The organism is Streptomyces sp. NPDC017202 (assembly GCF_044331705.1).
Classification (GTDB): Bacteria; Actinomycetota; Actinomycetes; order Streptomycetales; family Streptomycetaceae; genus Streptomyces.
Map to the genome: position 1 here is coordinate 139,213 of NZ_JBIRNP010000011.1, position 14,000 is coordinate 153,212.

The 14,000-nt window shown below is 74.9% G+C and carries 14 protein-coding genes and 1 pseudogene; 9 read left to right on the top strand and 6 right to left on the bottom strand.

All coding sequences use genetic code 11. The features are described 5' to 3' along the window. Window positions 1-110 precede the first annotated feature (110 nt). Window positions 111-890 (bottom strand): SDR family NAD(P)-dependent oxidoreductase, encoded by a 780-nt coding sequence (locus ACH4N1_RS22215; protein ID WP_398099385.1) that lies wholly within the window; start codon window positions 888-890, stop codon window positions 111-113. 105 nt (window positions 891-995) lie between these two features. Continuing rightward, window positions 996-1,880, bottom strand: coding sequence for an alpha/beta fold hydrolase (locus ACH4N1_RS22220; RefSeq protein ID WP_398099386.1), 885 nt, complete (start codon window positions 1,878-1,880; stop codon window positions 996-998). A gap of 244 nt (window positions 1,881-2,124) precedes the next feature. On the opposite strand from ACH4N1_RS22220, the gene ACH4N1_RS22225 reads away from it, so the two are divergent. Continuing rightward, window positions 2,125-2,532, top strand: coding sequence for an ArsR/SmtB family transcription factor (locus ACH4N1_RS22225; RefSeq protein ID WP_398099387.1), 408 nt, complete (start codon window positions 2,125-2,127; stop codon window positions 2,530-2,532). Beyond that, window positions 2,529-3,014: an SRPBCC domain-containing protein gene (locus ACH4N1_RS22230; protein WP_398099389.1), complete on the top strand. Its 486-nt coding sequence runs from the start codon at window positions 2,529-2,531 to the stop codon at window positions 3,012-3,014. The genes ACH4N1_RS22225 and ACH4N1_RS22230 overlap by 4 nt, the downstream gene beginning before the upstream one ends. Window positions 3,015-3,252: 238 nt before the next feature. On the opposite strand, the pseudogene ACH4N1_RS22235 reads toward ACH4N1_RS22230, so the two are convergent. After that, a pseudogene (locus ACH4N1_RS22235) lies at window positions 3,253-3,699 on the bottom strand (3-hydroxybutyrate oligomer hydrolase family protein); the annotation flags it as partial. A gap of 173 nt (window positions 3,700-3,872) precedes the next feature. Between ACH4N1_RS22235 and ACH4N1_RS22240 the strand changes: the two are divergent. Beyond that, window positions 3,873-4,370, top strand: a complete 498-nt coding sequence (locus ACH4N1_RS22240; RefSeq protein ID WP_363089603.1) for a peptidylprolyl isomerase — start codon at window positions 3,873-3,875, stop codon at window positions 4,368-4,370. A gap of 161 nt (window positions 4,371-4,531) precedes the next feature. Here the strand turns inward: ACH4N1_RS22240 and ACH4N1_RS22245 are convergent, their stop codons facing one another. Both ACH4N1_RS22245 and ACH4N1_RS22250 read right to left on the bottom strand, forming a co-directional pair. Further along, window positions 4,532-4,948: a hypothetical protein gene (locus tag ACH4N1_RS22245; RefSeq protein ID WP_398099391.1), complete on the bottom strand. Its 417-nt coding sequence runs from the start codon at window positions 4,946-4,948 to the stop codon at window positions 4,532-4,534. Then, window positions 4,908-6,659 (bottom strand): sigma-70 family RNA polymerase sigma factor, encoded by a 1,752-nt coding sequence (locus tag ACH4N1_RS22250; RefSeq protein WP_398099393.1) that lies wholly within the window; start codon window positions 6,657-6,659, stop codon window positions 4,908-4,910. The genes ACH4N1_RS22245 and ACH4N1_RS22250 overlap by 41 nt, the downstream gene beginning before the upstream one ends. Window positions 6,660-7,474: 815 nt before the next feature. On the opposite strand from ACH4N1_RS22250, the gene ACH4N1_RS22255 reads away from it, so the two are divergent. Beyond that, the gene (locus ACH4N1_RS22255; RefSeq protein WP_398099395.1) at window positions 7,475-8,641 is read left to right on the top strand and encodes an alpha-lytic protease prodomain-containing protein; all 1,167 of its coding nucleotides are present in this window, start codon (window positions 7,475-7,477) and stop codon (window positions 8,639-8,641) included. 115 nt (window positions 8,642-8,756) lie between these two features. Here the strand turns inward: ACH4N1_RS22255 and ACH4N1_RS22260 are convergent, their stop codons facing one another. Next, entirely contained in the window at window positions 8,757-9,278 is a 522-nt protein-coding gene (locus tag ACH4N1_RS22260) for a GNAT family N-acetyltransferase (RefSeq protein WP_398099397.1), read from the bottom strand. Between ACH4N1_RS22260 and ACH4N1_RS22265 the strand changes: the two genes are divergently transcribed. The 5 genes from ACH4N1_RS22265 to ACH4N1_RS22285 all read left to right on the top strand — a co-directional run bounded on the left by ACH4N1_RS22265 (window position 9,277) and on the right by ACH4N1_RS22285 (window position 13,990). Further along, window positions 9,277-9,867 carry a helix-turn-helix domain-containing protein gene (locus tag ACH4N1_RS22265; protein WP_398099399.1) on the top strand — a complete coding sequence of 197 codons (591 nt, stop codon included), beginning with the start codon at window positions 9,277-9,279 and terminating at the stop codon, window positions 9,865-9,867. The two genes, ACH4N1_RS22260 and ACH4N1_RS22265, sit on opposite strands and share 2 nt — an antisense overlap. After that, complete coding sequence (locus ACH4N1_RS22270) at window positions 9,864-11,087, top strand: MFS transporter (RefSeq protein ID WP_398099400.1); 1,224 nt, start codon at window positions 9,864-9,866, stop codon at window positions 11,085-11,087. The genes ACH4N1_RS22265 and ACH4N1_RS22270 overlap by 4 nt, the downstream gene beginning before the upstream one ends. 159 nt (window positions 11,088-11,246) lie before the next feature. Continuing rightward, a complete protein-coding gene (locus ACH4N1_RS22275) occupies window positions 11,247-11,429 on the top strand; it encodes a hypothetical protein (RefSeq protein WP_398099402.1) in 183 nt (60 codons plus the stop codon). Window positions 11,430-11,660: 231 nt separating this feature from the next. Beyond that, complete coding sequence (locus ACH4N1_RS22280; RefSeq protein WP_398099404.1) at window positions 11,661-13,304, top strand: protein kinase; 1,644 nt, start codon at window positions 11,661-11,663, stop codon at window positions 13,302-13,304. Beyond that, window positions 13,301-13,990 carry a hypothetical protein gene (locus ACH4N1_RS22285; RefSeq protein WP_398099405.1) on the top strand — a complete coding sequence of 230 codons (690 nt, stop codon included), beginning with the start codon at window positions 13,301-13,303 and terminating at the stop codon, window positions 13,988-13,990. The genes ACH4N1_RS22280 and ACH4N1_RS22285 overlap by 4 nt, the downstream gene beginning before the upstream one ends. The last annotated feature ends 10 nt before the right edge of the window (window positions 13,991-14,000 follow it).

Sequence of the window (14,000 nt, forward strand, 5' to 3'; positions counted from 1 at the left end):
GGCGGTCCGGCACCCGCGGGTGCCGGACCGCCCTTCGCGTGCGTCGCGTGCCGCCGCGGCGCCGGCGGCCCCGGGGCCGCCGGGAACGAGCCGGTCGCGTCGCCGGACGCTCAGTGGACGGAGAAGCCGCCGTCCACGAAGACCGACCGGCCGGTGACGTAGCCGGAGGAGCGGCCGGCGAGGAAGACCGCGGCCCCGGCGAAGTCCTCGGCCAGCCCGTTGCGGCCGACCATCGTGCGCGCGGCCAGCGCCGCCACCTTCTCCGGGTCGGAGGACAGCCGTGCGTTCAGCGGCGTCATGACGAACCCGGGCACCAGCGTGTTGCAGGTGACGCCGTAAGGCGACCATGCCTCGGCCTGGGAGCGGGCCAGCGACTCCAGCGCGCCCTTGGAGACGCCGTAGGCGCCGCTGTCGGCGAACGCCCGGTGTGCCTGCTGGGAGGTGACGTGGATGATCCGCCCGTAGCCCCGCTCGGCCATGCCGGGCCCGAACCGCCGGCTCAGCAGGTGGGGCGCCTCCAGGTTCACCGCCATCGTGGTGTCCCACACGTCGTCGTCCAGCTCGCCCAGGGGCGGTCGCAGGTTGACTCCGGCGCTGTTGACGAGGATGTCGGGCTCGCCGAACACCGCGACCGCCAGCTCCGCCGCCGTACGCACCCCGTCGCGGGTGCTCAGGTCGCCGGCCACCCATCCCGCGCGGCAGCCGTCCGCCGTCAACTCGTCGACGGTGGAGGCGAGTTCCCGCTCCTTGCGGGCCACGACGACCACGCTCGCCCCCGCTCGCGCGAGCGCCCCGGCGATGCCCCTGCCGATGCCGGAGCTGCCGCCCGTGACCAGGGCGGTCAGGCCGTCCAGCGAGAACAGGTCGGAGAGGTAGTCGCGCGAGGTCATGACCGCACCCTAGACGCCCGGTGCACGGCGGCGGACGCCAGGGCGAGGGGGCGGCGCGCGTCCGCCGCCTCCCGGCACGGGCGCGGGCCGGGAGGCGGCGGCGCGTCAGACGGCGGCCGCGTCGGCGGGGTGCTCCAGGAAGCTGAGGTAGGGCAGGTCCGTCAGGGGCTCGCCGGTGCAGAACCGGACGATGAGGTCGGCGTGGGCGACGTCCTGCTCCAGGGTGAACATGTGGTCGGCGTCGCGGAACGTCGCGAACGGGGCACGCAGTTCGCGGGCCAGCCGCCGTCCCTGGGCCGGGGTGGTGAGGTGGTCCTGCTCGCCCGTGTAGACCACCGCGGGCACGTCGAGGGCGATCGGCTCGTACCACTCGTGCAGCAGCATGCGGGCGTTGTGGTCGCAGGCCTTGGCGAGGTCCTGGCCGCTCTGGGTGCGGAACTGGTGGCTGAGCATCCGCCAGACGGCCGAGTGCCGCGGGATGCGGCGGTCGGGCGGCTTCACGAACGTCGCCATCAGGCTGTCGGCGAGTTCGTCGCGCCGGCCCTCCGCGACCATCGCCCGCCACCGCGGGATCATGCCGAGATACGGCTGCGGCAGCCGTCCGGTCATCGCGCCGAGCAGCAGCCGGGACACCTGCCGGGGGTACCGCTGGGCGCAGCGCAGGGCGATCGCGCCGCCGTAGCAGGTGCCGAGCAGGTTCGCGTCGCGGAGGTCGAGTTCGACGAGCAGGTGGCGCAGGGCGGCGGCGAGGAAGTCGTAGCCGTGGGCGGCCGGGAGCGGGTCGGCCGCGCCGAAGCCGGGGAGTTCGACGGTCACCAGTGAGGCGTGCCCGAGCAGCAGCTTCTCGTAGTTGGCCCAGGAACCGCGGTCCTGCATCATGCCGCCGATCACGACGAGCGGCCCGGTGACCGGATCGGGCGCCTCGGCCACCCGGCAGAGATAGCTGAACCCCTCGAACTGCAAGCGGTGTTCACGCCTGCGCCCGGTCATCGGCGACTCCGTCCGGCCGCCGGGCCGCGGTCGTGACGAGCACGCGACCACGAGCTCGCACGGTCGCTCGGCGTCGACGGGACGGCTGTGGGGAGGGCATGTTCCATGGGAGGTTCAACGCCCGCCCGGCCCTGTTCGTCACGCTCGCCGGTGGGGCGACTTCCGCCGCGGGACCCGGCGGGACGGGCGGCGGCGCCGGGCGGAGGCTTCACACGGGACCCCCGGGGAGTTAACCTACAACCAAATGGTTGTAGATGAAGCCGCCGACGGTGACCTGAACCGCCTCTTCCACGCCCTGGCGGACCCGACCCGCCGGGACATCATGCGCCGCTGCGTGTCCGGCGGCCTGTCGGTGTCACGACTGGCCGACGAGTACACGATGAGTTTCGCCGCGGTGCAGAAGCACGTCACGGTGCTGGAGCGGGCCGGACTGGTCTCCAAACGGCGCCGCGGACGCGAGCAGCTCGTCCACGCCGAGCCCGCCGCCCTGGCACGGGCGCGGCAGGCCCTCGACGAGCTGGAGGACCTCTGGCGGGGCAGGGTGGACCGCATGTCCTCCCTGCTCGCGCCGGAACCCCGCGCCCAAGGAGAAGGACAGCGACAACAGGAACCCGGCAGGGCGCACGCCCCGAGGAAAGGACCGCAGAGATGACCGTGACCAGCGTGGACAAGGACTTCGACCGCCTCACCCTCACCCTGACCGCCGACTTCGCGGCCCCGGTGGAGAAGGTGTGGCAGCTGTGGGCCGACCCCCGCCGACTGGAGCGCTGGTGGGGACCGCCGGCCTACCCGGCGACCTTCGAGGACCACGACCTGACCCCCGGCGGCGAGGTCACCTACTTCATGCCCGGCCCCGAAGGGGACAAGCACCGCGGCTGGTGGCGCGTCACCTCGGTCACGCCGCCGACCTCGCTGGAGTTCACCGACGGCTTCGCCGATCCGGACGGCACCCCCAGCCCCACGATGCCGACCACCACCGTGCGCGTGCGCCTGACCGGGCACGACGGCGGCACCCGCATGGAGATCAGGTCCGCCTTCGAGACCGGTGCGCAGATGGAGCAGCTGATGACCATGGGCATGGCGGAGGGCCTCGGGCAGGCGGTCGGCCAGATGGACGCCCTCCTCTCCGACTGAACCGGGGCCTCCGACTGAACCGGGGCCGGACCGCACGCCCCGCGCGACCGTCGCGGGACGCACCGCCCGCGACGCCCGCACCGTTCACGCTGAGGCTGCTCCTCGCCCCGCCCCACGGCTGCTCCGGCCCCGCCCACCACGTGGTGGAGGAGACCCGGGTCCTCCCGGGCCGAAGGCCGGTTCCGCCCGTCCGCTCCCCCGCCGGTGACACCGTGCCGAGCGGTCGGCCGACGACCGGTCAGCCGGCGAGCGGGCAGGTCCTGAGCAGGGTGGCCGGGTCGGCGCCCGCGGGGCGGGCGACGGTGCGGCTCGCGGGCGGGCGGTGGCCGGTGGCGAGCCAGGTCTCCAGTGCGGTGAAGGCCGAGCGGTGGCAGGGCAGCAGGGGGCGCAGCCGGTCGGGGAAGGCGTCGACCAGGGCGTCGGTGTGCGTGCCGTCCTCGACGCGGCAGTAGCGCGGCAGGCCTCCGCGGCCCGCCTCCCGGACCGTCCCGGCGTACACGTCGGAGTCCCGGGTGATGGGCAGCAGGACGTCCAGGGTGCCGTGGACCGTGATCAGCGGCTTGCCGATGCGGCCGGTCAGCGCGACGCGGTCCACCGCCGCGTGCACGTCGGCGGGGCGGGCCGGACAGTCGTAGTCGGCGTCGCAGCCCGGAACCGCACCCGGGGCGCACCACGGCCTGCCGGACACCGGGCGCGTCCGGACGGGTCGCGCCGCCCTGCGACGGCTGCCGCACCCCGTCGACCGGGGTGGTCCCGTGGCGTCCGGCGGGGCCCCGCGTACGCCCCGCGCGGGCCCTTGCTCCCCGACACGTGGGGGCTGGATTCGGCAGCGGTCGCCGGAACGTGCAGGATGGGGGCATGACGACCAAGGTCTATTTCGACATCACCATCAATGACGAGCCCGCCGGGCGCATCACCTTCAACCTGTTCGACGACGTCGTGCCGAAGACCGCGGAGAACTTCCGCGCGCTGGCCACCGGCGAGAAGGGCTTCGGCTACGCCGGCTCCTCCTTCCACCGTGTGATTCCCTCCTTCATGCTCCAGGGCGGCGACTTCACGCGCGGCAACGGCACGGGCGGCAAGAGCATCTACGGCGAGAAGTTCGCCGACGAGAACTTCACCCTCAAGCACGACCGGCCCGGCCTGCTGTCCATGGCCAACGCCGGTCCGAACACCAACGGCTCGCAGTTCTTCATCACCACGGTCGTGACCGGCTGGCTGGACGGCAAGCACGTGGTGTTCGGCGAGGTCGCCGACGACGCGAGCATGGAACTCGTGCGGAAGATCGAGAGCCTCGGCTCGCAGAGCGGCAGCACCTCCGCGAAGATCACCATCGCGGCCTCCGGCCAGCTCTGATCCGGTGCCCCTGGGCCGTCCCACGGCCGGCCCAGGGGGCCCGTCACGTTCCCCGGACACCCGCGCGCGGGCACGTCCCGCCCGGGTGTCCGGGCGGGACGTGCCCGCGTGAGCGGTGGCGGGGTGTGCCGCTGCGCGGTCGCGCGGGCGGCCGGGCCCGCCTACTTGACCGTGAGGGTCTTCGGCCAGCCGTAGCGGCCCGCCTTGGCGAAGAGGTTCTTGATGTCGGCCGGCTTCAGCTTGATGCAGCCCTGGGAGTAGTAGTCGCCCGGGCCGTCCCAGCGCTCCGACTCGATCCGGCCCTGCCCGCCGTTCGGCTTCATCTCGCTGTGCACGAAGAGTGCCGTGCGCTTGGTGCCGCTCGCGCCGTTGTTCCTGCACCGCTTGTCGGACAGCTTGATGACGTAGCCGTTGATGTCGCCGTCGAAGTTCGTGCGGTGGAACTCCACCTTGTACGTGCCGTCGGGCAGCCAGCCCCGGAGGCTGGCGCACGCGTTCTTGCTGCCGTTGCCGGAGCCGGCGCGGTACGGCGTCCGCTCACAGCTTGGCGCCGAAGTTCTGCGTCCACCAGGGGCCACCGCCTCCGTCGTGGATGCCCACGCCGATGTTCTTGAAGGCGCAGTTGAGGATGTTGGCGCGGTGTCCGGGGCTGTTCATCCAGGACGTCATCACCGACTCGGCGGTCTGCTGGCCCTTGGCTATGTTCTCCCCGTAGGTGGACCAGCGGTAGCCCGCGGCGGTGATGCGCTTGCCGGGGTCGGCACCGTCCGGATTGGTGTGGTCGAAGAAGTCGCGGGCGGCCATGTCCTCGGAGTGCCCCTGCGCGGCGTCCCGCAGTTTCGCGTCATCGGTCAGCGGGCCGCAACCGGCCGCCGCCCGCTCCTCGTTGACCAGGGCGATCACCTGTGCGGCCATGCCGGACGGGGCCGACCGCGCGACCGGTGTGCGCGAGGCCTCAGGCCGCGGTGCGGGGGCCTTCACCGTGGCCGGCGGCGTGTTCCTGCTCGCCCGGGGACTCGGGGAGACGCTGGGGCCGACCGAGGCCGAGGCCGAGGCGGACGCCGACGCCGACGCCGACGGGGAGGGGGACGGAGAGTTCCCGGGGGTGGTGCCGGGCGTGCCGGGCGTGCCGGGATCCGTCAGGAGCACCTCGTCGGCGGTCCGTGCCGCGGTCCCCCCGCCGGGTTCGTCGCCCGGCCGGGTGCCGAACCAGTAGAGGCCGCCACCCGCCACACAGGCGGCCACGACCGCCGCGCCGGCCGCCCGCCGCCGGACGCGGCGCCTGCGCCGCGCAGCGCCGCGGGCGGTGGTCCGCCCTCCCGGTGAGCGGTGGCCGCCGGACGGAACGGTCCCCGCGACGCCGCCGCCCGCTCCGGGGCCGCCGCCGAGGCCGTCGCCGACGCTCTCGCCGGGGCCGTCGACAGCGCCTCCGCCGCCGAGGCCGTGGCCGGCGCCGAGCGGGGAGGCCGCTCCCGTCACGGCCACGGCCGACGGGTCACAGGCCGAGCGGATCCTGGCCGCGAGCGCGGGCGACACCGCCACCAGTGCCAGGCCCGCGAGCAGTCCCTCCGCGGGCAACAGCCCGCTCCACAGGCCCGAACAGCGCGTGCAGCCGCGCGCGTGCCGGGCTGTTCGCTTGCGCCACAGCGCCGACGGCCGTCCGTCCCAGCTCGCCAGTACGCCCCGCAGTTCCTCGCAGGGCGGCTGGGCGTCGAGCGCCCGCACGACCACGCGCGCGGCTTCCAGCTGCGCCTTCATGCGCTGCACGCGCACGGCGGTGTGCTGCGGGGACAGCTCCAGGGCCTCGGCCACCTCGGCGCGGGTCAGCGCGCCGGCGCACTCGAGCCACCAGAGGGACAGCAGGCTCCGGTCGTCGGGCTCGAGCCAGCGCGTGGCGCGCGCGGTCTCCTGGCGCTGCCCCGACAACTGAAGCCGCACCATGGTGAGATCGACGAAGTCGGCGCCCGGGTCGGCCAGGTCGCCGGCCTCCTCCACGGGGCCCTGGGCGAACTGCCGTTGCTGCCAGTGCGCGCGGATCTGGTTCATGGTGATGGCCACCAGCCACGACCGGAAGCTCCCGGGGTCGCGCAGCGCGGCCAGCGAGTCCAGGGCGCGGAGCATCGTCTCCTGGACCACGTCGTCCACGTCCACGGAGCCGTTGAGAGCCCGGCCCACGATGTTGTAGACCAGCGGAAGGTACGCGCTGACCAGAGCGTCCTGTGCCGCCGGGTCGCCCTTTCGGGCAGCGGTCACCAGTGCCGCCGGCTCCCTCGTGTGCTGAGTACTCATTGCAGCTTCCCTGTCGTCGATGCCGAACGTTGCTGTCCGTGACAAGGGAGATCTCTGAGGCAGCCTCGGATAACAGTTATTCGGAAATTCGTGTGATGCGATGTTCATCGCACTGCCCTGGCGCCGCAAGGAGGAGGATCACACCGGACCCGCCGCCCGCCTCGACGGCCCGCCGCCGTACGGCCGTTGACGAGCCGTCCACCACGTCGGCGACGCCCTGCCCGAAGGCGGTGGGCGTGACGGAGGAGGGCGAGGACCGGCGGTGCCGCACGACGGCTCCCGGGGCGGCACGCGCTCCGCACGCCCCTCCGGGCGCGTCCGTACGGGTGGCATCGGCCGGGTGGCGAAGCGCCGTGGGGCCGGGCGGCGTTGTGCAGGGCCCCACCACCGTCACCAGGAAAGGCACTTCGATGCGACGTACGGTCCTCCTCGCCGTCTGCGCCCTGATCACCGCGGCCGCCACCGGCTTCTTCGCCACCAGCGCCCTGCGCAACCGCTGAGGCGCCCCCACCGGGCCGGCCACCGCAAGGACACCGGCCCCCCGACCGCGCACACCCCAGCCCAGCGCCTCGGCGCGCGCCGACCCGGCGTGCGCCGAGGTGTGCGTGCCTCCAGACGTGCAGGCGCCCAGACGTACGCCACGGAGACGCGGAGACACGGAGACGCGGAGACGCGGAGCCACCGGGAAACCCAACTCCGCCATTGGCATGGACCTGCCCACAATGGATGGCTACCCTCTATCCATCCGTACGAGAGCGCTCTCAGACGCGGTTGTTCCACCCCCACCTTGCTGGAACGACGAAGGGGCAACTCCCTTGAGAAACCGCAGACTCAAGTACACCGGACTCGCCGTCCTGCTCCTGGCCGGCAGCTGGACCACCGGCTCCGCCCTGCCCGCGGCGGCGCACGACTCCCCCGCACCGGCCGCCGCGGACTCCCGGCCGGTCTCCACCGGGCTGCTGGCCGCGATGCAGCGCGACCTCGGTCTGTCGAAGCGTCAGGCCGAGGAGCGGCTCTCGGCCGAGCGCACCGCCACCGCTGTGGAGCCGCGGGCCCGCGGCGCCGCCGGACCGTCCTACGGCGGTGCGTGGTTCGACGCGACGGAAGGGCGGCTGACCGTGGCCGTCACCTCCGACGCCTCCCCCGCGACGCTGCGCGCGGTCCGCTCCACCGGCGCCGCCGTGCGCACCGTCGAGCACAGCGCGCGCGAACTCGACGCGGCCAAGGAGCGGGTGGACCGGCTGCCCGCCCCGCGGGGGGTGAGCAGCTGGCACGTCGACCCCGAGGCCAACACGCTGGTGGTCGAGGTGGTCCGGGACAGGGCCGCCGACAACGATGTCCGCCGGTTCGTCTCCCGGGCCCGCGAGGCCGGTCCCGTCAGCGTCGAGACGGTCGCCGCCGCGCCGCGGACCTTCGCGGCGGGCACGGTCGGCGGCGACCCGTACTACACGGGCAACGTCCGCTGCTCCATAGGCTTCTCGGTGCACGGCGGGTTCGTCACCGCGGGGCACTGCGGCCGGGCGGGCGCCGGGGTCAGCGGCTGGGACGGCTCCTACGTCGGCGCCTTCCAGGGCTCGTCGTTCCCGGACAACGACTACGCCTGGGTGAACGTCGGCAGCGGCTGGTGGACCGTACCGGTCGTGCTCGGCTGGGGGACCATCCCCGACCAGCTGGTGCGCGGTTCGGCGGAGGCGCCGGTCGGCAGCTCGATCTGCCGGTCGGGCTCCACGACGCACTGGCACTGCGGCAGCGTGCTGGCCAAGAACGAGACGGTGAACTACAGCCAGGGCGCGGTGCACCAGATGACGAAGACCAGCGTGTGCGCGGAACCCGGCGACTCGGGCGGCTCGTTCCTCAGCGGTGACCAGGCGCAGGGCGTCACCTCGGGCGGCTGGGGCAACTGCGGCAGCGGCGGGGAGACCTGGTTCCAGCCGGTCAACGAGATCCTCAACCGCTACGGGCTGACCCTGCACACGGCCTGATCCGCGGCGGACCCGGGAGCCCCGGCCGGCAGGCCGGTCACGCTCCCGGGTCCGTGCGCCGGCGCCTCCGGGTCCGGGCGCCGGCGCCTCCGGGCCCGTCCCGGTCGCCGCGGGATCAGTCCTCCAGCGCCAGCCGCATGAGCGTGAGGTCGAACCACCGGCCGAACTTCAGTCCCGCCTCGCGCACGGTGCCCACCTCCGTGAACCCGAACCGCCGGTGCAGCCGGACCGACGTGGCGTTGCCCGACTCGATCCCGGCGATCATGCTGTGGTGCCCGGCCCCGCGCGCCGCCTCGACGAGGGCGCCCAGCAGCGCGCCGCCGACACCCAGACCCTGGCTGTCCTCACGGACGTAGACGGAGTTCTCCACGGTGTGGCGGTAGCCGTCGAGGTCGCGCCAGGGGCCGTAGACCGCGAACCCGACGACCTCGCCGCCGGACTCCGCGACGAGCGCCGAGCCTCGCGCGAGGTGCACGGCGAGCCAGACCGCGGCGTCGGCCGGCGACTGCCGGGTGTCGGTCCACAGGGCCGTCGAGGTGGCGACGGCGTGGTTGCGGATGACGCGGATGGCCTCGCCGTCGGCCGCGGTCGCCGGACGGACCCGCACCACCTCACGCTTCTCATATATTGTCACCATGTCCAACATAGTAGATCCCCTGGTGGAGCGGATCGCCGTCCGCGTCCGCGCCGAGCGCGAACGATGCGGCTGGACCCTCAACGAGCTGGCCGAGGCCTCCGGGGTCTCCCGCGCGATGATCCACCGGATCGAACGGGGCGAGAGCAGCCCCACGGCCGTCGTGCTCGGCAAGCTGTCCGCCGCCTTCCGGCTCAGCGTCTCCTCGCTCCTGGCGCTCGCCGAGGGCGAGGCGCACGGGGCCGACGGCACGGCCGGGGTGCGGCGGTACGGCGACGCGACCGAGTGGCGCGATCCGGACACCGGTTACCGGCGCCGTCAGATCACCGGACCGCGCTTCCCCGCGGAGACGGCGGAGATCCGGCTGCCCGCCGGGGCGGCGGTGTCGTACCCGGCGGCGTCCTTCGCGTTCGCCCGGCAGGTGGTGTGGGTGCTGGACGGACGGCTGACCTTCCACGAGGGGAGCGCCGTCCACGACCTCGGCCCCGGCGACACCGTGGAACTCGGCGAGCCCGCGCCCTGCACCTTCGCCAACGAGGGCGACGCCGAGTGCCGGTACGTCGTCATCCGCGCCCAGGCCGACCGGCCGTGAGCGGCCCGGCCCTCCCCCGGTACGGCACCCTGCTGCTCGCGGGCACCGCGGCGACGGCGATCGCCAACAACTACGTCCTCCAGCCCTCCCTCACCGACGTGGCCGCCGACCTCGGCCTGTCCCCCGCCACGGCGGGGCTGGTCCCGACGGCCACCCTCGTCGGCTGCACGACGGGGTTCGCGCTGCTGCTGCCCCTCACCGACCGGGTCGCCCCGCACCGGCTGGTCGGCGTCCAGCTGTGCGCTCTGGCCGCGGGGCTCGTGCTGGCCGCCGCCGCGCCGAACGCGCCGGTCCTGCTGACCGCCTGTCTGCTCATCGGCGCGATGGCCGGGGTCGCGGCGCAGGCCGGTGCCATCGCGGGCCGGTACGCCGCGCCCGGCCGCCGCGGCAGGGCCATGGCCACGGTCGCCACCGGCCTGTCCGCCGGCATCCTGCTGAGCCGCTGGGCCGGCGGAAGCCTGGCCGACCTGCTCGGCTGGCGCCGCATGCTGCTCGTCTTCGCCGGCCTCGCCCTCCTCGCCGCGCTCACCACCTCGCGGCTCCTGCCCCGCGAACGCCCCCGCCCCGAGGAGGGGTATCCCGCGGCGCTCGCGGCCATGGCACCCCTGCTGCTCCGGCACCGCCCGCTGCGCCGCGCCGTGGCCCTGGGCGGCCTGTGGTACTTCGCCTTCAACGTCGTCTGGGTGGCCCTCTCCCTGACGCTGGCGCGTCCGCCCCACTCGCTCGACGCCACCGCCATCGGCCTGTACAGCCTGGCCGGACTCCTCGGGTTCGTGGCACTGCCGTTCACCGGCCGCCTGGTCGACCGGTACACGCCGGGCCGGGTCACCGTCGGGGCCGTGACGGTCGCCGCGCTCGGCACGGCGGTCCTGGCCGCCGGTTTCCCGCACCCGGCGGCGACCGTGGTGGGGCTGGCCCTGTTCGACGCGGGCTGTTTCGCCGCGCAGGCCGCCAACCAGAGCGTCGTCGTCGCCGTCGACCCCCACCGCGCCGGCAGTCTCACCGGCGTCTACCTCGTGCTCTACTTCGCCGTCGGCGCGCTGGGCGCGGCCGTCACCGGTCCCCTCCTCGACGCGGTCGGCTGGCGGGGCACGGTCCTCACCGCCCTGGGCGCCCTCCTCGCCGCCGGCGGGCTCGCCGCCGCGCGCCGCGCGGGACCCCGTCAGGAGGGGGACGCCGGAGCGGACCGGCGCCGGCCGGCCGCCCTCCGGCACCGCTGACCCCGGGGCGGCACGGCGCGGCGCACCACCGGCGTACGCCCGACCGGTCCCCGCCGTGCGTTCCGGCGGGGACCGGCGAGTTCCGGCGGGCGGCCCGGCCTCCTCTGTGCACGGCCGTCCCGCGCACCGGCGGGCCGGCGGGGGGGAAGGCGGAACACCGTGAGCGGGCCGTACGGGCTCCTGCGGCGGTACGTCGACGACGGTACGGTCCCCGGGGCGGTCGCCCTCGTGGCCCGGGGCGGGCGGACCGGGACGGTGGCCGCCGGGACGTTCGGGTTCGGCGGCGGCTCCCTGATGCGGCAGGACGCCTGTTCCGGCTCGCCTCGATCACCGAACCGGTGACGGCCGCGGCGCTGCCGACGCCGGTCGACGAGGGCCGGCCGGCTCCGGACCGACCCCGCCCGCCCTGATGCGTGACTTCCGGCAGGCCGGCCGCCGCGGCCTGACGTCCGCGGCCCGGCGTGACGTCCGCGGCCCGACTGCAACCGCTCTGGCCGAAAACGTGTCTTCGTCCGCGTGGCCCGATGTGCCGGGGCGCGGTGACACGGGCGTGGTGCGGGCTGGGGGACGGCGATGAACACATGGGCTGTACCGGGGTACTCCGAGTCGCTCGAACTCGGGTCCGGGGCGAGCGGGCGGGTGGTGCTGGCCGTCCACGAGCCGACGGGTGTGCCGGTCGCGGTGAAGTACCTCAGCGAGTCGCTGCGGAGGCGGCCGGGCTTCGTGCACGGGTTCCGCGCGGAGGCGCAGCTGCTCGCCGGGCTGAGCAGCCCGCACGTGGCCGGTCTCTACGAGTACGTCGAGGCCACGAACGGCGCCGCCATCGTGATGGAACTGGTGGACGGTGTCTCCCTGCGGACCGCGCTGGCCCGGCAGGGCCCGCTGTCGCCCGAGGCCGCGCTGGTCGTCCTCAAGGGCTCGCTGCTCGGTCTCGCCGACGCGCACCGGGTCGGCGTGGTCCACCGGGACTACAAACCGGAGAACGTCCTGGTCTCGCCCGAGGGCGTGTCCAAGCTGGTCGACTTCGGCATCGCCGTGGACGCCGGTGTGCGGGCCGGTGCCGCGGGGACGCCCGCCTACATGGCCCCGGAGCAGTGGACCGGCGCCCCGGCCTCGCCCGCCGGTGACGTGTACGCCGCCACGGCCACCTTCTTCGAGTGCCTCACCGGGCACCGGCCCTACACGGGCGACAACCTGGCCGAACTGGCGCTGCAGCACGTCGAGGGCGCGATCCCGGTCGCGGAGGTGCCCGAGGCGGTGCGGTCGCTGGTCGGACGGGGTCTGGCCAAGTCGCCGGAGCAGCGGCCCCCGGACGCGGCGGCGTTCGTCACGGAGCTGGAAGGGGCCGCCGCGGCGGCGTACGGGAGCGACTGGGAGGAGCGGGGACGGGGCCGGCTGGCCGCTCTGGTCGCGCTGTTCCTGTTCCCCCGTCCGACCGGCCAGGAGATGCCGACGGCCGCCACCGACACGGCCCGTACGGTGTTCGGCCGGGGCGCGGGCAGCCGGCTGCGCCCGTGGCGGCCCACCTGGCCGGGGCTCGCGGTGTCCGTGGCCGTCGTGCTCGTGGCGATCCTGGCGGCGCGCGGCGTCGGCGCGGACACCGTCGCCGACTCCCGCCAGGCCGCGCAGGCCCTGGCCACCACGAGTGCCGGGCCCGCCGCACCCACGGGCACGGTCCCGCCGAGCGCCGCGTCGCCGACGCCGACGGCGACGCCCTCGGACGCGCCGTCCGCCACCGCCTCGTCCGGCAGCCCGGCTCCCCCGTCCGTGTCCCCGGTTCCCCCGCCCTCCGCGTCGCAGGCCACCCCGAGCGCGGGGCCGACCACCGCGGAGCCCCCGGCCTCGGTCTCCCCCGGTGTGACGGCCGGCACCTCCGCTCCCCCGGGCCCGCCCGCGGTCGAGGACGTCACGGTGACCGGCTTCCGGCAGACCGGGCCCGGCACGGCCACGGCGACGGTCACCGTCACGACGGACGGCACCGGCCCGTTCTCCGTCACCGTCGGCTGGTCCACCGGGAACGTCAGCGGCCGGCCGGGGACCGGCGACGGGACGCCGACGACGCAGCAGCGCAGTGGTGCCACGCAGTACTCCCTCACCGTCGACCACGCCTTCCAGGGCGCCGGCTGCTACTGGACGGTCCAGGTCGGCACCGGCCCCGCCGCCGCCGGCGGCAGCGCCTCCCAGCAGCTCCTGACCAGGCAGTGTGAACTCCGATGACCACCCCCGACGGCGCGACGCCCGCACCCGGTTCCCTCCCCCCGGCGACCCCCGGGACCGGGGACGACGACTACAGCGCGACCGTGCTGGCCAGCCACTGGGTCCAGCTCCCCGAACCCGAATCCGACCCCGGAACCGGTTCCGCACCGGAACCCGCCCCGCCCCTCGTGGCCGGCACGGTGGCCGTTCCCGACGACGGGACCGTCCTGCGCTTCGGTCCCGGTGTGACGGCGGCCCCGACCCGGCACCCGCGTCCGACACCGCCCACACCCGTGCCTCCCCCGCCGCCGCGCCGTCGGCTGCGGCGCCACGCACTGCCCGCGCTGGTGCTGGTCGCCGCCGTCCTGTTCCTGTTCTGGCGTGAGCACACGACGTCCACGGTGGGCGTGCGCGAGGTGTCGGTGGCGGTCGCGCGGAAGCTCCAGGGCTGTGACACGACCGCCGCCGTGGTCGGGGTCGTCCGCACCGACGGCAGGCCGGGCACGCTCTCCTACCGGTGGGTGCGCAGCGACGGGACCTCCTCCGCCGTGGGGCACGCCGCGGTGGCGCGGGGACAGCGGCGGGTGCGGCTCCAGTTGCTGTGGACCTTCCGGGGGCCCGGCCGGCACGAGGCGGTGGCGGAGCTGCGGGTGCTGTCGCCCGAGCGGCGGTCTGCCGAGGTCCGGTTCGTGTACGACTGCTCCTGAGAGCCTGCTC